This window comes from Streptomyces sp. 3214.6, assembly GCF_900129855.1.
GTDB classification, from domain to species: Bacteria; Actinomycetota; Actinomycetes; order Streptomycetales; family Streptomycetaceae; genus Streptomyces; species Streptomyces soliscabiei.
In genome coordinates this window covers 4,659,623-4,677,570 of record NZ_LT670819.1, presented here as the reverse complement: position 1 = coordinate 4,677,570, position 17,948 = coordinate 4,659,623, and the positions used below count along the sequence as shown (strand labels likewise).

At 71.3% G+C, this 17,948-nt stretch carries 13 protein-coding genes and 1 pseudogene; 7 read left to right on the top strand and 7 right to left on the bottom strand.

What is annotated here, in order from left to right:
• Positions 1-30: 30 nt before the first annotated feature.
• Complete coding sequence (locus tag B5557_RS21035; protein ID WP_079660926.1) at positions 31-1,728, bottom strand: conjugal transfer protein; 1,698 nt, start codon at positions 1,726-1,728, stop codon at positions 31-33.
• Positions 1,729-2,056: 328 nt separating this feature from the next.
• Between B5557_RS21035 and B5557_RS21030 the strand changes: the two genes are divergently transcribed.
• The 5 genes from B5557_RS21030 to B5557_RS21010 all read left to right on the top strand — a co-directional run bounded on the left by B5557_RS21030 (position 2,057) and on the right by B5557_RS21010 (position 7,829).
• The gene (locus B5557_RS21030) at positions 2,057-2,590 is read left to right on the top strand and encodes a hypothetical protein (RefSeq protein WP_079660925.1); all 534 of its coding nucleotides are present in this window, start codon (positions 2,057-2,059) and stop codon (positions 2,588-2,590) included.
• Positions 2,591-2,627: 37 nt separating this feature from the next.
• Positions 2,628-2,999 carry a DUF4913 domain-containing protein gene (locus B5557_RS21025; protein WP_079660924.1) on the top strand — a complete coding sequence of 124 codons (372 nt, stop codon included), beginning with the start codon at positions 2,628-2,630 and terminating at the stop codon, positions 2,997-2,999.
• Positions 3,000-3,258: 259 nt separating this feature from the next.
• On the top strand, positions 3,259-3,936 hold the full coding sequence (locus B5557_RS21020) for a hypothetical protein (protein ID WP_079660923.1): 678 nt from the start codon (positions 3,259-3,261) through the stop codon (positions 3,934-3,936).
• A gap of 7 nt (positions 3,937-3,943) precedes the next feature.
• Positions 3,944-6,052: a peptidoglycan DD-metalloendopeptidase family protein gene (locus tag B5557_RS46270; RefSeq protein WP_079660922.1), complete on the top strand. Its 2,109-nt coding sequence runs from the start codon at positions 3,944-3,946 to the stop codon at positions 6,050-6,052.
• 46 nt (positions 6,053-6,098) lie between these two features.
• Positions 6,099-7,829, top strand: a complete 1,731-nt coding sequence (locus B5557_RS21010; RefSeq protein ID WP_079660921.1) for a type IV secretory system conjugative DNA transfer family protein — start codon at positions 6,099-6,101, stop codon at positions 7,827-7,829.
• 31 nt (positions 7,830-7,860) lie between these two features.
• On the opposite strand, the gene B5557_RS21005 is transcribed toward B5557_RS21010, so the two are convergent.
• On the bottom strand, positions 7,861-9,885 hold the full coding sequence (locus tag B5557_RS21005; protein ID WP_107472618.1) for a fibronectin type III domain-containing protein: 2,025 nt from the start codon (positions 9,883-9,885) through the stop codon (positions 7,861-7,863).
• A gap of 394 nt (positions 9,886-10,279) precedes the next feature.
• On the opposite strand from B5557_RS21005, the gene B5557_RS21000 reads away from it, so the two are divergent.
• Positions 10,280-11,389 carry a sugar ABC transporter substrate-binding protein gene (locus tag B5557_RS21000; protein WP_079660920.1) on the top strand — a complete coding sequence of 370 codons (1,110 nt, stop codon included), beginning with the start codon at positions 10,280-10,282 and terminating at the stop codon, positions 11,387-11,389.
• Positions 11,390-11,420: 31 nt separating this feature from the next.
• On the opposite strand, the gene B5557_RS20995 is transcribed toward B5557_RS21000, so the two are convergent.
• From B5557_RS20995 to B5557_RS20980, 4 genes are all read right to left on the bottom strand, one after another.
• On the bottom strand, positions 11,421-12,011 hold the full coding sequence (locus B5557_RS20995; protein ID WP_159424406.1) for a hypothetical protein: 591 nt from the start codon (positions 12,009-12,011) through the stop codon (positions 11,421-11,423).
• A gap of 82 nt (positions 12,012-12,093) precedes the next feature.
• Complete coding sequence (locus B5557_RS20990) at positions 12,094-12,948, bottom strand: transglutaminase family protein (RefSeq protein ID WP_079660918.1); 855 nt, start codon at positions 12,946-12,948, stop codon at positions 12,094-12,096.
• Between the two features lie 2 nt (positions 12,949-12,950).
• A complete protein-coding gene (locus tag B5557_RS20985; protein ID WP_079660917.1) occupies positions 12,951-13,883 on the bottom strand; it encodes an alpha-E domain-containing protein in 933 nt (310 codons plus the stop codon).
• On the bottom strand, positions 13,880-15,427 hold the full coding sequence (locus B5557_RS20980; RefSeq protein WP_079660916.1) for a circularly permuted type 2 ATP-grasp protein: 1,548 nt from the start codon (positions 15,425-15,427) through the stop codon (positions 13,880-13,882). Before B5557_RS20980 ends, B5557_RS20985 begins: the two co-directional genes overlap by 4 nt.
• Before the next feature lie 386 nt (positions 15,428-15,813).
• Here B5557_RS20980 and B5557_RS20975 point away from each other — a divergent pair, with 386 nt between their 5' ends.
• Positions 15,814-16,926, top strand: coding sequence for a helix-turn-helix transcriptional regulator (locus B5557_RS20975; RefSeq protein WP_079660915.1), 1,113 nt, complete (start codon positions 15,814-15,816; stop codon positions 16,924-16,926).
• Here B5557_RS20975 and B5557_RS20970 read toward each other — a convergent pair.
• A pseudogene (locus B5557_RS20970) lies at positions 16,895-17,881 on the bottom strand (helix-turn-helix transcriptional regulator); the annotation flags it as partial. The gene B5557_RS20975 and the pseudogene B5557_RS20970 sit on opposite strands and share 32 nt — an antisense overlap.
• Positions 17,882-17,948: the final 67 nt, after the last annotated feature.

Here is a 17,948-nt window from a genome sequence, read left to right as displayed (position 1 = left end):
GCGCGGGGGGTGACGGCGGTGCGGTGCCGGTCAGGGCTTGCCGGGCTGCTTGCTCTTGGGCGCCTGGGGGGTCGTCGAGCGGGAGGCGGACGGGGAGGCCGGGGCGGACGGGGAGGCACTCCCCGTCGCGGCGTCGCTGTCGGTCTCGTCGCTGTCGGCCCGGCCGCCCTGCTCGTCGAGGACGCCGCCCCGGATGTCCTTGACGAACCAGCCCTGGGCCGTGTTCACGATCGTCATCCGGTACGCGCGGCTGACGGCGACGCCCTTCGCGTCGCTCCAGTCGACGACCACGCGCACCTGGACCGCCTGTCCGGCGCTGTAGGCGTACGGGTCGGTGCCCTGGACCCTCGCCGGGACGAGCGCGACGACCGTGCCGACCTGCGGCTTCGTCATGCGCCCGGCAAGACCGGTCGTGGCTGTCAGGGTCGCGTCGGGTGTGATGAAGCGGGACATCGCGGTCGCGTCGGAGGCGCCCCAGGCCTCGAAGTAGCCCGGCAGCACCTTCTGCTGGAGCTGAGTGGAGAGCGTGTCGTCCACGACCTCGTCGCGCTGGTCGAGCTCCGGCACGTCCGCACGCGCGGGCAACGGCATCTGGCCGACGTCGCCGGCGACGCGCATGCCCTCGCCCGTCTTGAGGTTCTGCACGTACACCGGGACGGTGAGCGTGGTGAGCGTGCCGTCGTCCGTCCGGACCTGAACGCCGATGTACCGGCCGTGGTCACCGAACTCGGGAAGCCTCTCCGCAGTTCCGTCCCAGGTGGCCGAGACGGCCTTGCTGGTGCCCTCGCCGCTCCAGCCGCACTCGGGGTCGACGCCGGCGGAGGCGTAGCGGGCGAGGTCGGTCCGGCGGGTGGACGAGGTGTCCGGGGAGAACGTCATGCAGAGCTGTGCGTACTGCTCCGCGAAGGCCGCCGCCTGCTCGGTGGGGAACTCGGTGAGGCGATAGCGGGTGGCGTCCGCCTCGTCCAGTCCGGCGGTGGTGGCACCGGACGACTTGCCGACCACGAGTCCCATCACACCGCAGGAGCCCAGTGCGAACACGCACGTGGTGATCAGCAGGGTGGCGCGGAGCGCGACGTGCGTGCGGCGTCCGCCGGTGGGGATCCGGCCGCCGGGCTTCGGGACGACGAAGTCACGGTCGGGGCTGGGCTTCGGGGCGGTGTGCGCGGGGGCGGTGACACCGGCCGAGGTGGCGGTGTGCGCGGGAGCGCCTGCCGTGGGCCTGAGCGAAAGCGTCGGGGCACCGGCGACGGGGGCCTGGGGCGCCGACGCGGTGGCGGTAGGGGCGATGTGCTGGGCAGCCGCGGTCGGCGCGACGGGCGCGGGGGCCGCAGCCGTCGCCGTACCGCCCCGCTTGCGCTGCTCCTTCTCCGCCTTCTTCTGCTCGTACGCCGCCTTGCGCGCCGCCCGCTCCCGCTCGCGCTTCTCCTTCTTCGACTCGCCCTGGGGGCGGGTCTCCCGCGGCGGCAGCGACGGTACGACGGCCTGGCCGGCCCGGGGCGTGTTGCGCACCCAGGCGGCGGCGACCTGTGCGCGGGCCGCGTCGGAGGGGAGCTGCTGGGGCTGGGGCTGGGAAGCCTGCGGGGCGGCGGGCTGCGGGGCAGGGGCCTGCTGCCCTTGTCCCTGCCACGCCTGTTGCGGTGGCTGCTGGGAAGGACCGAAGGACCCGGGCTGCCCGGAAGGCTGGCCTCCGCCGACCGCGCCAGCAGGGCTGTTGTGGTCTGTCATCGAGTCGGTTACTCCAGCGAGTCGGTTCCCCGTCCGCCTGGGCGGGTTCACGACCGCACCGCACGACGGGCCCTGGCCCAGCCAGGTGCGCTGGCAGTGTGACAAAGACCCGTCACGGGACCGGTGTCGTTTTCCTCGCCGGGAGACGGTGAATTCCCGGCGGGGTCCCTCGGGGAAACCTGTCGGGAAAAGTGTCAGGGACACGGCGGGAAGACTCCGTGCCGCGCCGACCCGCGCCGGCCCCACAATGCGCTGGGCATGTCTGCCCGACGTGCCCGGCACCGCCCCGGCACCCCCTGGACCCGACGGACCCGGCGAAGGACGAGAGTTGACCGACCACAACGGGAACCCGCAGCAGCCCGACCCGCCAACCTGGGAGATCCCTCAGCAGGCCCCGCCGGTCCAGCAGGCCCCGCCGGTCCAGCAGACCCCTGCCCCCGTCGCCGCGGCGGCCTTCCAGGCACCGCAGGTGTTCCACGCCGAACGTGCCTGGGTCGACGGTTACGAACCCGGCGACCCCTGGCAGGCCCGCCTGTGCGTGGAGACGCCGTACGGCACCTTCGCCTATCCCCTGACCCCGAACACGATTCCCGAACTCCTCGAACAGATGGTTCTCGTGGCCCAGGAGCAGCAGGGGCTGCCGGTCGGGTTCGACGAGGATCCCGAGCCGCAGTCGGCGGACGACGAGGTCGTCGACGAGGAGCAGCAAAGCCTGACCGCCCGACTGCAGGGGGGCCGTGCGGCGCGGATGAGCGGCTGGAGCGTCGTCCACGACCTTTGGGAACGCGAGGATCCGACGGCGCGCATCGTCATGGGCGCGATCGTGGCAGTGGTGTTGCTGCTCGGTATCTTCCTGACCTGATCCCGTGACCACCGCAGACCGACCGACAGGGGCAAGGATGAGCGGCACCGAAGAGCCCGCCAGGGAACCGGAGTTCTACTTCGCGGACGTCTTCGTCTTCGTCTCCGACTACCTCGCCCAGTTGATCCGCCGCCGCATCAACGGTTCCTCGGCCACCTGGTGCCCGAAATGGTGGGAGCACCCCGAGGCCGGCGCCCGCCTCTCCGCCCTCTGGCTGGCCTGGGAACACCTGCGCCAGGATCCGGCGCTCGGCATGTCCACCTGGTGGCTGCACCATGCGGATCCCCACCTGCGGGTCCTGATGGACGCCGACTCGGGCCCGTTCGCCGCCTGTTCGCCGAAGGACGGTCACACGGCCTACCCCTTCGACCCGCTGCCGGTGGATCCGCGGCCGGAGGAATCGCGGTGAGCGGAGGAGGAATCGCGGTGAGCGGAGTGCGAAGCCGACCATGCTCTCCCCATGGCCACCTGGGGCATTGCTGTGCGCTGGGCTGGGACGCAGTGACCGCTGTGGCTTGACGGCGGACCGCTTTCCCGCCCTTTCCCGAGGGGCGCCCGCCCCTTTCCCCGTCGGGAAAACCCCAGACCTCACGTTGTTGCCGCCACCTACCGTGTCCCGGTCACCCGTCGACCGCCGTACCGGCTGAGCACAAGGAAGGCGCGGGAACGTGGAGTTGCCTGCCGAGAACAAGCGCACGGTACTGCTGCCTCTGGTCGTGCTCGGCGCTTTGCTGATTCTCGTGCTGACGGTGTTCACCGTCTTCGACGGAGACGACGGCGGCGATGACGGCACGGACGCGGCGCCGGCCGCCACCTCCGGCGGTCGCAACGGCGCCGCCGCGGACTCGGGGTCTTCGGGGTCCTCGGGCGCCGATGCGCCCAGTGGCGGTGCCACCCCCATCGTCGAGCCCTCCGAAGTGGCCGAGGCCCACGCCGTCATGGCCAGGTACATGGCCGGGCTCACCACCTACGACCACACCAGCAAGGCGGCGGCCTGGAGCACCCCGTTGCTCGGACTCACCACCGGCGACACACAGATGAAGCAGGCGACCGTACTGCCGTCCGGCAAGGAGTGGGCCACCTGCCAGGCGCAGGAGTGCTCGTCCAAGGGCGCGGCGGTCGTGGAGCGCGACGCGGTGATAGCCGACGACGTGGTGCGCGGCAGCGGCAGGACGATATCCAGCCTGGTGAAGGTCACCACCACGCACACCTCCGGCGGGCAGTCCTCGACCGAGGAGAACGAGTGGCTGGTGACCGTCAAGGAGGACGGCACTCGGTGGGAGGTCTCCGGCTTCGACGTCTTCGGACTCGGCAACGTCGGCTCCTCCGAAGACTCGGGGGAGTGAACCGGCCGTGGTGGCACCCGCTGTACTCGCGGCCGCGGCGAAGGCCGCGAAGGTCGCCAAGTCAGCCAAGAAGGCGGGCAAGCTCGCGGCCGGGTCCGGGGGAGGCCAGAACGGCGACGGCGGCAAGAAGAAGGACAAGAGCTTCAAGTGGTGGATGATCATCGGCGGCGGTGGCGGGCTGGCCGCCGCGTCCGTGGTCTTCCTGGTTCTGCTGCTCATCGGCAGCATGGTCGGGGGCGTCGGCAACGGCGCGACGAACGCGGCCTGCGGCGACTACGCGAACAACGCCAACGCGGGTAACACCGGTGACGCCGCGGCCACCAACCCGATCATGCCGGCCGGCAAGATGTACATGCCGAGCGAGACCGCCCGCGCCGAGATACCGCCCAAGATGATCCTCGCCGCGATGCGTGCCGCCGCCAACTACGACGGCCTCGACTGGACGCTCATCGCCGGGCAGATGTACCAGGAGACCAAGTTCGGCCAGGACAAGTCGGCCGCACCCGGTGGCAAGAACTCCCTCGGCTACATGGGCATCCTGCAGTTCGGCCCCCCGGCCTGGACGGACTACGGTTCCGACGGCAACGACGACGGCAAGAAGGACCTCTACAACATCGACGACGCGGCCTGGGCGGCCGCCAAGTTCCTGCACGCCAAGAAGGCCGAGACCGAGCCCTTCAAGGCGCTGCAGAACTACTCCGGTTCCACGGCCTCCAACACGATCTACCCGCGGGTCGTCCTCACCCAGGCCGCCCGCTACCGCGGGGTGCTCACCGGTGACAAGGACCTCATCGAGCGCTGGTACGCGCATCTGAAGGAGACGATCGAGAAGAACCCCGACTTCCCGACCCTCGGACAGCAGTCGGACATCCCGGAGCCGGTGGGCAACGACGCCCAGCCCGCCAAGGCCCTCAGCATCCCCTCGTCCCCGGCCCGTTCGTGGTCCACGCCCCCCATGGACGACGACGGCGAGACCACCACCGCCATGGCGCCGGCCGCGTACACCATGGGACCGGCGAGCACTGCGAGCGTGACGACCGTCGCCTTCCCCGAGGCCAAGCAGCCCACCGTGGTAGGGGGTAAGGACTGGCAGTGGCCCATGAAGGAGGGCACCTACTCGCTGGGCACGCCGTACCACCAGAACGGCAGCATGTGGAGCCTCGGCTACCACACCGGCCTGGACCTCGTGGCGACGTCCGGGACCCCCATCTACGCCCCGGCCGACGGCAAGGTGGTCCACGCGGGCCCCGGCGGCTCGTACGGCAACGAGACGGAGATCCAGCACGCGGACGGCGTCATCACGCTCTACGCACACCAGACCTCGATCAAGGTGTCCGTCGGGCAGACCGTCAAGCGTGGCCAGCAGATCGGCACGGTCGGCGCGACCGGTAACGTCACCGGACCTCACCTGCACTGGGAGGTCCGGATCCCTGGCGTCGACAACCCCTTCGTCGCCGGCCAGGACCAGGGCCCCGGCATGGTCGACCCGAAGGCCTGGATGGACGGCCGGGTCACCGCCAACCCCGACTACGGCACGGTCCCCGGTTCAGCGGAGCAGAGCAGGGACGACCAGTACGCCCAGTGCGCCCAGGGCAACGGCGGCGCGGCCGTCGCGCCCGACGGAGCCGGCGCCTCCGGCGTCATCCCCGACTCCGACGACCCGGTGATCCGCGCCGTCCTCGGCTGGGCCCAGCGCGGCATCGGCACCCCGTACGTTTATGGCGCGCCGCGCCTGCAGGGGCAGAACCCCACCAGCTTCGACTGTTCGAGCTTCACGCAGTGGGCGTACTACATGGCCAGCGACGGAAAGATCGACATCGGCAGTACGACGTATTCGCAACAGCCCTACCTGAGCAAGTACAAGGTGGATCTGTCGGATGCCCAGCCCGGTGACGTGATCTTCTTCGGGCCGGAAGGCGGCGGCAGGTCGAGCCATGTGGGCCTGGTCTGGGACGCCAAGGGCCACAAGATCATCCATGCTCCGCGTCCCGGCAAGTCGGTCGAGTTCAGCACCTGGGACTACCAGGCCGAGATCACCGGCGTCTACCGCGTCCCGATCCCGCAGGGCACGAACGCGGTCGAGGGCGACGGCACGAGCAGTGCGACGGGCGCCTGACCCCCCCTCAGACAGCCCCAGAAGTCCAGAAAGGACGGACCCGCGGGTGACCGCAGAACAGAAGAAGAAGCCCCGCGCCGAGGACGACTGGACCTTTGAGATCGTCATCGCCGTCGCGGTCGTGCTCGTCGTCGCCGCCGGGGCCTGGCTGGCGGCGAAGATCGGGGCCGGATACGCCGACGCGCCCGCGCCGGCCTCCAATCCGCTGACGTTCCTCGTCGAGGTGATCAAGGGCGACTACAGCTGGCCGGGTTCGCCCGCCAGTGCCGTCGCGGCCGGGGAGGCCGTGGTCGTCGGGATTCTCGCGCTGGCCGGGTACCGGGTGCGCGAGCGCTTCCGGAACAAGCCCGACGTGGACGGCGCCGCCAAGCATCTCGCGCAGGGCGAGGAGCTCGGCAAGCTGACCATGAAGGGCGCCGCCGCCACCGCCGAGCGCCTCGGCGTGCAGTCGTCCACGCCCGGCGTGTTCATCGGACGGTCCGTCAAGGGACGGCAGCCGCTGTACGGGTCGTACGAGGACATGCACGTCGACATCTGGGGGCCGCGGACCGGTAAGACGACCCGGCGTGCCATCCCCGCCATCCTCGACGGGCCCGGCGCCGTCCTCGTCACCTCCAACAAGCGGGACATCGTGGACGCCACCCGGGGCCCGCGCACCGCGCGCGGACCGGTGTGGGTGTTCGATCCGCAGCAGCTCGCGCAGGAGGAGCCCAGCTGGTGGTGGAACCCCCTGTCGTACGTCACCGACGTCGCCAAGGCCCGCAAGATGGCCGACCACTTCGCGAGCGGCTCGCGTGACGCGAACGCCGCCACCGACGCCTTCTTCGACCCGGCCGGCCAGGACCTCCTCGCCAACCTGCTGCTCGCCGCCGCCTGCGCCAAGGCGCCGATCACGCAGATCTACACCTGGCTGTCCAACCCCAAGGACGACGCCCCGGAGCGGATCCTGCGCGGCGCCGGACACGCCATGCCCGCGGACGGACTGGCCGGCGTGATCAACGCCCCCGACAAGCAGCGCAGCGGCATCTACGGCGTCGCCCAGCAGATGGCGTCCTGCCTGGTCAATCCGGAGGTCAACCGGTGGGTGACACCGCCCGCCGACGAGTACGCGGGGCAGTTCGACCCGCACGCGTTCGTCCGCAGTGGCGGCACCCTGTACTCGCTCAGCCGGGAGGGACGCGACTCCGCGGGGCCGCTCGTGACCGCGCTGACCGTCGCCGTCGTCGAGGCCGCCGAGGAGTACGCCACCACCCAGCGCGGCGGCCGTCTCCCGCTGCCCCTCGTCGGCGTCCTCGACGAGGCCGCCAACGTCTGCCGCTGGCGTTCCCTGCCCGACCTGTACTCCCACTACGGCTCGCGCGGCATCATCCTGATGACGATCCTGCAGTCCTGGGCGCAGGGCATCGAGGTGTGGGGCGAGCGCGGCATGGAGAAGCTGTGGTCCGCCGCGAACGTCCGCGTGTACGGCGGCGGCGTCTCCGACACCCGCTTCCTGGGCGACCTGAGCGAACTGGCCGGCGAATACGAGCTGCGCGAGTACCAGACCAGCCGGGAGTCGGAGTTCGGCGGCTGGTCCGGCGCCCGTGCGATCAGCGAGTCCACGCGCCGCGAGCGTGTCCTTCAGGTCTCCGACCTCGGCGCCATGCCCCCCGGCCGGGCCCTCGTCCTCGCCTCCGGCACCAAGCCGGTGCTGGTCGAGACGGTCCCGTGGTGGGAGGGCGCGTACGCGGCCGAGGTCCAGGCCTCGCTGAGGAAGTACGACCCGGGGGCGCGCTGAGCCGCCGCCGACCTGGCCGCGACCGCGCCGGTCACCCCGGGGTCACGGCCTCCGCGACGTTCGTGAACGCCTCCGTGCCGTCCGCCTCCGTGAACGAGACCAGGTAGTAGAGGGTGGTCCCGGCGGGGGCGGTGGTGTCGGTCCAGTAGGAGGTTGTCGCCGGCGAGTCGGTCAGGCGGACCCAGCTGTTCGTGCTGCGGTCCCAGCGGTGGACGTGGTAGCCGTCGGCCTCGGTGAAGCGCGCCCCGAAGCAGTAGGGGTCCACCATGACACCGCCCGTGCGGACGGCCGAGGCGCTCAGGTCGCAGGCCGTGACCTCGGGCGCCGGGGTGGTCGGCCCGAGGTCGAGTTCGGTGACCTCGACCGTGGCGACGGGCTCGCTCCACTCCCAGTTGTGGAAGGTCGCGACGTTGCCGTAGTTGTCGACGCCGACGACGACGAACCGCCGCGCCTCGCCGTTCGCCGGCGTCCGCAGCACGGTCTCCGACTTCGACGCGTCGACGATGCCGAGGTACCGGGGCTCGTCGTACCGCGTCGGCTGCTCGTAGAGCCAGTACTCCTTCAGATCGGCCACCGGGCTCGGGTCCCAGTCGAGCTTGATGCCGTACTCCAGGGGCTGGGCGGTCAGGTTCGTGACGGCCGGGGGTGCTATCTCGTCGCCGGGACGGGTGACGAGGATCTCCCGGGAGGGGACCGACCAGCGGTCGTAGGAGTCCTTCCGGCGCACCGCGTAGGCGTAGGTCGCGCCCTGGTCACCGTCGTAGTCGGTGCAGGAGCGGACCGTGGCGCCGGTGCCGTCGGTGCTCGTCGTACGGCTGCGGCAGTCGATGGCCGTCCAGGTCCGGGTGCCGTCCGCCGGGGCGGGTGAGCGCAGGACCGTGTAGGCGGTGGTGTCGCCGCCGGCCGGCTCGGTCCAGGTGATCACCGCGCCGTACGACGGGGTGGCGGCCGTGACGTTCTGCGGCGGGGCGATGGTGGGCCGGCCGCTGACGACGGCGGACTCGGAGTGGTTCCAGGCGGCGTCGTACCCGACGACCTTGTAGTCGTAGGACCGTCCGTACACCGCGCCGGTGTCCCTCCAGCTCCTGTCGGTGATCTCCGGGTGCTCGGTCCACTCGGTCCCCGAGGTCTCCTTGCGGAAGATAGAGAAGGCGACGACGTCCGCCGGGGCCGTCCAGGACAGGTCGTTGGAGTCCACGGTGGGCGTGACCGTCAGGACCGGCGCGGCGGGCGCGGTGAGGTCCGGCGTCGGGACCGGGCCGAGGGCGGCGGTGCCTGCCGACTCGTTGCCCGCCTTGTCGTAGGCGCGGAGCTGGTAGAGGTAGGACTGTCCGGTCGACGGGGGGACGTCGGTGAACGTGCGGAGTGTGGTCGCCCCGACCCGGGTCCAGGCGGCATCGGCCTGCGGGCGCCGGTAGACGCGGTAACCGGCGAGGTCCATCTCCTTGTTGGCGGCCCAGCGCAGGATCGCGGCCTCGCCGCCGCCGGTGTGCGGGGTGTGGTCCCAGGCGGCGCCGGTCGGCGCCAGCGGCCGCACCTTGTCCACGGTCGCCGACGTGCGGGGCGTGTAGCCGAAGCCGACGTTCGCGGCGCCCGTCCAGTTGACGTAGTCGACGCGGAGGGTGTGCCTGCCGGACGGGACGGTCACGTTGACGGCCTGACTCACCGTCGCCGTGCCGTTCTTCCAGAGGCTGACCTTGCGGACGCCGTCGACGTAGACCCGGATCCCGTCCCGCGCGGCGGCCGAGAACACGAACGGCCCGCCCGAGCCGAAGTCCCTTGTCACCGTCCACCGGACGCCGAAGTTGTCGGACGGCAGGCCGGAGGCGGGGGCCTTGGCGCCCCAGTTCTCGGAGATCGCCGCATCGCAGCCCGTCTGCCTCGCCGGGCCGGAGAACGTGGTGTTGGCGAAGATCTGGCGTACGTAGACCGGGGAGGCGCAGGTCGTCGCGGCCGAGGCGGTCGGCGCGATGACGACGGCGGTGGTGACGAGACCGCCGGTGGTGGCGAGCACGACGGCCGTGGCGAGTCTGGCGGGGCTCTTGGCGGGGCGCATGGGTCCTCTCGTCGAACGAAGCCTGGAGTGATGAGGCGGGGTTGTGATGAAGCGGGTCGTGATGAGCCCTGTCGTGATCATGACCCGTGAGGAACGGCGTTGGTTGTACGGCTCCTTGGACCATTTCCCGCCCGATTTCCGGATCGGCGCACGGCGATTTCCGCGACGGTCGCACAGCGGATTCCGCGACCGGTCTCCGACAGGTCTTCGCAAGGTCTTCGCTTCGTCTCCATGCGTCTTCGTCCGCTAAGCGGAGTGTGACGTTGCTCCTTCGTTAACCGGTTCTGCTTGACTCCGGCGGTCGCCGCCGCGTTGTCTTTTGAGACACCTGGGTCACCATGTCGCACCCATGTGTGCCCGGAATCGCACCGAACGCACCTGAAGTGAGCCCCGAATGCGTCGTATCGCCATAGCCGTGGTCGCCTCCACGATGTCCCTCTCGCTCGCCGGGTGCGGGATGCTGGGAGCCTCGGAGAGCAGCGGCAGCGCGACACCGACCCGGAGCAACGACATCACGGTGGGCGTGCTGATGCCGGAGGAGACGAACACCCGGTACGCGCAGTTCGACTACCCCATCATCAAGAAGACGGTCGCCGAGCTCACGCAGAACAAGGGCACGACCGAGTACGCGAACGCCGACGGGGAAACCAAGACGCAGAACACCCAGATGCAGAAGATGATCGACGACAAGGTCGACATCATCCTCCTCGACGCCGTCGACGCGAAGGAGATCGCGCCCATGGTGCAGAAGGCCAAGGACGCGAAGATCCCCGTCATCGCCTACGACCGCCTCGCCCAGGGCCCGATCGACGCGTACGTCTCCTTCGACAACGAGCTCGTCGGTGAGGTGCAGGGCCGTAGCCTCGCGGAGGCCATCAGCAACCCCAGCACCGCGGACAAGATCGTCATGGTGAACGGCGCGCCCACCGACCCGAACGCCGGCCAGTTCAAGGCGGGCGCGCTCAGCGAGCTCAACGGCCGGGTCACGATCGCGAAGTCGTACGACACCGACAAGTGGAGCCCGAAGATCGCCCAGGCCGAGATGACGAAGGCGATCGAGGCGCTCGGCAAGAACAACATCGCCGGTGTCTACTCCGCCAACGACGCCATGGCCGGCGGCATCGTCAAGGCCTTCGAGGCGGCGGGCATGAGCGACAGCGACCTGCCTCCGATCACCGGTCAGGACGCCGAGCTGCCGGCCGTGCAGCGGATCATCACCGGCGAGCAGTACATGAGCGTCTACAAGCCGTACCCGGCGATGGCCGCGGCCGCCGCCCAGGCCGCCGTCGCCAAGGTCCAGGGCCGTGAGCTGCAGTTCGAAGCCCTCACCCGCGACAAGGTCGACAGCCCGACCACCAAGGGCATTCCGGCCAAGCTGCAGACCGTGGTCGCGCTGACGAAGAGCAACATCAAGACGACCGTCATCGCCGACGGCATCTTCACGGTCGCCCAGATCTGCACCGCCAAGTACAAGGCCGCCTGCGACGCCCTGAAGCTGAGCTGAGGTCCCTGGGTCGTGTCCCTGGGCCCGTCGGCTACCAGCCCATCAGCGGTTTCATCGCGATGAGGACCCCGCCCGGCGTGAACGGCGCCGGGCTGGTGCTCAGATAGCCGGCCGGATCGCGGTCGCCCGAGACGCGCAGACCGCTCACCTTGGCGTCGCGCGGGACGTCGTACCAGAGTTCGACCTCGATCAGATCGTGCCCGCCGATCTCCACCCTGTCGTGCTGGCGCCGTACGGCCATGGCGAAGGTGTCGGGCGTCCCCGGGCGCCCGGGGACGCCCGCCAGCCGCTGGCTCTTCGCCACGTACGTGTGGAACTGCGGGTCCTGGTTGTCCACCCGCAGCCGCGCCCAGCAGAACTGCCCGTCCGGCTGTCCCTCGCTGTGTGACCCGGAGACCGCGTTCAGCCCGCAGCGCAGGAACAGCAGGGTGAAGGTGAGATGCCCGTCCTTGTAGGGGCGGGAGGCCGCCTGTGTGGCCGTGGCGGAGGAGGCGGCGGAGGAGGCGGCGGAGGGTTCGCCGTCGCTCCCGCCCCCTCCGCAGCCCGCCGCCGCGCACAGCACCGCCCCCATGGTCAGGGCCCGTACCCGGTTCCGTACCCGGTTCCTTGCACGGTTCGTCACACGGTTCCTTGCCCGGTTCCTCGCCATACCTGGATTGTCCGGCGGCCGCCCCGGAAAGGGGAGGCCCCGTCACGCGCCCGGTTCACGCCACCCGCGTGAACTCCACCGTCACCTCCGGCGGCCCGCCGGCGACCCCCCGGTAGACGCCCTTGTGCGGGGTGACGTCGTCGTAGTCGCGGCCCCGGCCGACCACCACGTGGGACTCGTCGGCCCGGGTCCGGTTCGTGGGGTCGTAGCCGTGCCAGTCGCCCGCCCAGTACTCGACCCAGGCGTGGCTCTGCCCGGCCACCGGGCGGTGCAGCTCCGCCTCCCGCTCGGGGTGGAGATAGCCGGAGACGTACCGCGTCGGCAGCCCGAGGCCACGCAGCAGCGCGATCGTGACGTGCGCGATGTCCTGGCAGACGCCCGCCCCCTGCTCCCAGGCCTCGGCGGCCGAGGTGTTCACGCCGGTGACGCCGGGCAGGTAGGTCACCCGGTCGGCGACCAGCGAGGACACGGCCACGACCGTCTCGTGCGGGTCCAGGCCCGCGGCCGCCTTCCGCGCCTTCTTCACCAGCTTCGGCGGGACCGTCGTACGGACCGTGGGGCCCGCGAACTCCAGCAGCCGGGAGGTGGCGGTGCGTTCGGTGATCTCCGCCCAGGCGGGGGAGGGCGGCAGGCCGGCCGGCGGGGACGTCTCCACCAGGCTGGACGCCGTGATGGTGAGGTCCGCGTGCGGGTCCATCAGCTCGAAGGCGGTGACCTGGGTGCCCCAGTAGTCCCAGTACGACCAGGTCGTGGCCGCCGGGCGGATGGTCACCCGGGCGTCCAGGGTGGTCTGTCCGGGCAGCGTGAGCGGGGTCATCCGGACCTCGTTGTGCGAGGAGACCGCCGCCTGCGCGTAGGAGACCTGGGTGGTGTGGCGGATACGGAGCCTGCGGGTGCCGTTGGCGCTCATGCTCACGCTCCTTCCTGGGCCCATACGACGGGCCCCTGGTACGGGAAGAACCGCTCGGCGACCGCCTCCGCCGAGGCCATGCAGGCGGTCTGCAAGTCCCGTAGCAGCAGTGGCAGTTGTTCTTCCAGGGCGTGGGTGTCGAGGTATTCGAGGCGGGTGCGCAGCCGGCCGATGGGCCGGCGGGCGGGGTCCTGGCGGGGGCGGCCGAGGGCCGAGAGGCACTCCTCGGCCGTCGTCAGCGCGTGGAGCGCCGAGCGCGGGAAGTCCCGGTCCAAAAGGAGGAATTCGGCCACTCTCGGGGTGTCGCCGAAACCGCCGTACACGCGCGCGTACGCCTCGTCGGCGCCGGACGCGCTCAGCAGGGTCGGCCAGTCGGGAGCGTGCGCGGCGTCCAGGACGCGTACCGACAGTAGCCGTACGGTCATGTCCACGCGCTCCAGGCTGCGGCCCAGGACGACGAACCGCCAGCTGTCGTCGCGGCTCATCGTCGAGTCGGCGAGCCCGAAGAAGAGGGCCGCGCGGCTGCGGACGAGCTCCAGATAGCCGTAGGGTCCCGTGCGGCGGGCCGCGCGGCGCTGGTCGGCGAGGGCGTGCCAGGTGGCGTTCAGGCACTCCCACATCGCCGAGGAGACGGCCTCGCGGGCGCTCCTCGCGTTCAGCCGGGCGGCGCCCAGCGCGCCCTCGATGGCGCAGGTGGAGCGGGAGTCGAAGGCCAGTTGGTCGAGGACCTGCTGCATGTCGACGGGGTCGGGGCCCGCGTCGACGCCGAGGATCGCGTACAGCGACCGGCAGGCCGCGTCCTCGTCGCGCCAGGGGTCTTCCAGCATGCGGTGCAGATAGGCGTCGAGGATGCGCGCGGTGGCGTCGGCCCGTTCGACATAGCGGCCGGTCCAGGTCAGCGCCTCCGCGATGCGGGAGAGGATCACGTCGTTCACTGCTGCTGCGCCCCTTCCTGTACGCCGGCGGGGGTTCCGTCGGGGCCGAGCTGGCGGGGTGCGACGGCCGGCGGCGCGTCGTCGGCCGGCAGGGCGGCCGGCCCGTCCGCCGGGCCCTCGGCGAGGACCCAGGTGTCCTTGGAGCCGCCGCCCTGGCTGGAGTTGACGATCAGGTTGCCCTCCTGCAGCGCCACGCGCGTCAGCCCGCCGGGCAGCACCCAGACGTCGGTGCCGTCGTTGACGGCGAACGGCCGCAGGTCTATGTGGCGCGGCGCCATGCGCTCACCCGCGAGGGTGGGGGAGGTGGACAGGGCGACGGGCCGCTGGGCGATGAAGCCGCGCGGGTCGGCGGCGACCGCCTTGCGTGTCTTGTCCAGCGTCCTCGCGTCGGCCTTCGGGCCGATGACGATGCCCTGCCCGCCCGCGCCGTCGACCGGCTTGATGACCAGCTTGTCGATCTGGTCGAGGACGGCGTCGAGCTGCCCGGGCTCGTCGGGGCGGTACGACTCCACATTGGGGAGAATCGGTTCCTCGCCGAGGTAGTACCGGATCAGGTCCGGGACGTAGGTGTACAGCAGCTTGTCGTCGGCGACGCCGTTGCCGACGGCGTTGGCGAGGGTGACCCGTCCGGCCACGGCCGCCGTCATGATGCCCGGGCAGCCGATCACCGAGTCGGGGCGGAAGTGGAGCGGGTCGAGGAAGTCGTCGTCGAGCCGCCGGTAGACGACGTGGACAGGGACCTCGCCCTTCGTGGTGCGCATCCACACCCGGTTGTTGCGGCACACCAGGTCGTGCCCCTCGACCAGCTGCACGCCCATCAGCCGGGCCAGCAGGGCGTGTTCGAAGTAGGCGGCGTTGCTGGGCCCGGGGGTGAGGACGACGACCCGCGGGTCCGCGGTCCCCGCGGGCGCGGCGGCGCGCAGGGCGGCGAGCAGCCGTGCCGGATAGCCGTCCACCGGCACGACGTGCTGCCCGTCGAAGAGGGAGGGGAACACCCGGGTCATGGCCCGCCGGTTCTCGATGACGTACGACACCCCGCTGGGCACCCGGACGTTGTCCTCGAGGACCCGGAAGTCCCCGGCCTCGTCCCGGACGAGGTCGATGCCGGCGACGTGGATGCGCACCCCGCCGGGCGGTTCGACCCCGTGGGCCGCGCGGTGGAAGTGCGGGGAGCCCAGCAGCAGCCGCCAGGGCACGACCCCGTCCTCGAAGGCGCGGCAGGGCCCGTAGGCGTCGGCGAGATAGGCCTCCAGGGCCCTGACCCGCTGACTCACGCCCCGTTGTATGAAATCCCATTCCAGTGCGTCGAGGATCCTGGGCACCAGGTCCAGCGGCCAGGGCCGCTCCTCGCCCGCGAAGGCGTAGGTCACGCCCCGGTCGGTGAAGGCGCGGGCCATCTGGTCGGCCCTGAAGCGCAGTTCACCTGGTTCGATCGGCTGAAGCGCCGCCAGCACCGGCTCATAGGCGGTCCTGACCTCACCCGGCCGCTCGAACATCTCGTCCCACGCGTCGGCCAGCGCGTACGCGTCAAATATGTCCGCCATGGGCCGACGTTAAGTGCGGGACGTAACACGACGATCACTCGGATATTTCCGGGAGCGCACGGGTGCCCCGGGTACCGGGGCGTTCGGGGCGCAAGGGCATGCGGGGATGATCCGGAGCCCGGCCGGACTCCCCCGTGGTCCGGCCGGGTTGGTTCCGCTTTCCCCCGAGTGGGGAGCACCCGGGGGAAGACGGAAGTCAACGATGCACCGCTGCAAAGGCCCCGCACCACCATCAGCTTGTTGCAGTGCGGGGGGAGGAGGCCGGGAGGAACTCACGCAGACGGGTGGTTTTCCTCGGCCTCGGCCGGACAAGCCGTGTTGCGGACCCGGTCCGGGCCGCGCATAGTTGCGCTCCGGAAGCGGCGTGGGCGGGGGTGGGATGGGCGATGGCCGGGCACGGGACGGAGGAACATCCACACGGCGCCGACCGACTGTGCGACGCCGGGGACCGCGTGTATTCCCGGGCCGTACGGCGCGGTCGGGTGGCCCGGACCGACGCCGAGCCGGTCCCGTGCCTCCTCGAACTGGCCCTTCTGCACCCCGACCCCGACGACATGGACTGGCTGGTGCCGACCTCCCCGCAGGAGGTCATGACCCGGCTGCTGCACGGACTTTACGACGAGGTCAGCGCGAGCGGGCGGCGCATGGGCGCGGCCGTCGCCGCCTTCGAGTGGTACGCGGGCCTGGGCGGTCCGGCGCGGGGCGCGACGGCCGGGGAGGGCGCGGCGATCCGGGTCCTGGACGGCTCCTCCCGGATCCAGGCCGCGCTGGACGCGGCGACCGAGGCGTGCACGACGGAGGTCCTCACCGTGCAGCCCGGCGGCATCCGGCGTGAGCACGAACTGTCGGAGGGCCTGCACCGGGCGCTGGAACTGCGCGGCCGCGGCGTGCGCATGCGCGACCTGTACAACCATGTCGCCCGGCACGGCCAGGGCCTGCTCACCTACCTGGAGCTGATGGGCGACGCGGTGGAGGCCCGCACGCTGGACGAGGTCATCGACCGGCTGATCCTCTTCGACCGCACGGTCGCCTTCATCCCGGCGAACACCGACCGCACGATGGCCCTGGAGCTGCGCCACCCGGCCCTGATCTCCTACCTGGTGACGGTCTTCGAGCGGCTGTGGCGGCTGGCGATCCCGCTCACCGCCCCGCTCCCCGACACCCGCATCGAGGGCATCTCCCACCGCGAGCAGTCCATCGCCGCCCTGCTGGCCGAGGGCCACCAGGACGCCGTCATCGCCGAGCGCCTGGGCATCAGCGTCCGCACCTGCCGTGCCCACATCGCCCGTCTCTCCGAGACCCTGGGCGCCGCCAGCCGCACCCAACTGGGGGTCCGCATAGCCCAGGTCGGCCTGGACCGCCCGTCGGGCGTCAGTGTCCCGGCACCTGAACCTGCACCTGCCCCGGCCCCTGCACCTGCCCCGGCTCCTGCACCTGCTCCGGCGCCTGCTCCCGCCCCCGGTGCTGTTCCCGGTCAAGGATCCCCGACCGGCCGATGAGATAGCCGAGTTGGGCGCGGCTCTCGCTGCCGAGGGTGGCGGCGAGCTTGGCGATGTGGACGCGGGCGGTACGGATGTTCATGCCGAGGCGGTCGGCGATGACGGCGTCGGTGTGGCCCTCGACCAGCAGCGCGGCGATGGCCTGCTGGCGGGGCGTCACCCCGTCCAGGGAGGGGCGTCGGACCGCCTGGGGGTACATGGGGATGGCGAGCCGCCAGAGGCGGTCGAAGGTGGTGGTGAAGTACCTGAGGAGGGCGGGGTGGCGGACCTCCAGGGCCAGCAGCCCGTCCTCGCCCGCGGGGATGAAGGCGACCGTTCCGTCGATGGCGATGAGCCGGTCGGTGACCTCGTCCAGGGTGCGGGCCTCCGCGGCGCCGCGGAGCTGCTCGTAGCGGGACAGGACGAGCGGCTGGTGGCGCTGGGTGTGCTGATAGAGGGTGCGGATACGGCAGCCCCGGTCCAGCAGCGCCTGGTCCCGGGCCATGGCGACGGCCTGGGCAGCCTCGCCGCGCGGCCCTCTGTAGTGCACGTGGGGCTGGATGCACAGCACCTCGTCGGTCGCCTCGGCCATCGCCTCGGTGATGGCCGCGTTGATCCGTTCCGTGCCGCTGATGATCCGCAGGGAGGTGGGGTCCGTGGGGGGAGTGCGGCTGCCGGTGACGCGCATGAGGGGCTCGAAGAGCGTCGCCAGTTGTTCCTCGCGGCGCCGTTCCTCGGCGATGCGGGTGCCCGAGGCGCGCAGCAGCCGGTGCAGGGCGAGGGCCGGGGGCACGGGTTCGAGCTGGGCGAGGTCGTCGACGACCGGCTGCAGCAGGCCGAAGGACAGCAGGCACGGGGCCGCCGTCTCGGCCGCCTCGGTCTTGACGCGTCCGTCGTGCAGGGCCTGCTCGTAGAGCTTCGCGCCCGCGGCGCACAGGTTCTCCACGCCGTGGTGGGGGTGCGGCGGCGCGCTCACTGCGGTCTGCCTCCTGTCCGTGAGTCCGTGAGGTCGTGCGTCCGTGAGGTCGTGCGTCCGTGAGATC

Coding starts and splice junctions, on each gene's coding strand:
- B5557_RS21025 (WP_079660924.1), top strand. CDS start 2,628: ATGAGCGGCACCGAAGAGCCCGCCAGGGAACCGGAGTTCTACTTCGCG.
- B5557_RS20990 (WP_079660918.1), bottom strand. CDS start 12,948: ATGAGCGCCAACGGCACCCGCAGGCTCCGTATCCGCCACACCACCCAG.
- B5557_RS20980 (WP_079660916.1), bottom strand. CDS start 15,427: ATGGCGGACATATTTGACGCGTACGCGCTGGCCGACGCGTGGGACGAG.
- B5557_RS21000 (WP_079660920.1), top strand. CDS start 10,280: ATGCGTCGTATCGCCATAGCCGTGGTCGCCTCCACGATGTCCCTCTCG.
- B5557_RS20975 (WP_079660915.1), top strand. CDS start 15,814: ATGGCCGGGCACGGGACGGAGGAACATCCACACGGCGCCGACCGACTG.
- B5557_RS21035 (WP_079660926.1), bottom strand. CDS start 1,728: ATGACAGACCACAACAGCCCTGCTGGCGCGGTCGGCGGAGGCCAGCCT.
- B5557_RS21005 (WP_107472618.1), bottom strand. CDS start 9,885: ATGCGCCCCGCCAAGAGCCCCGCCAGACTCGCCACGGCCGTCGTGCTC.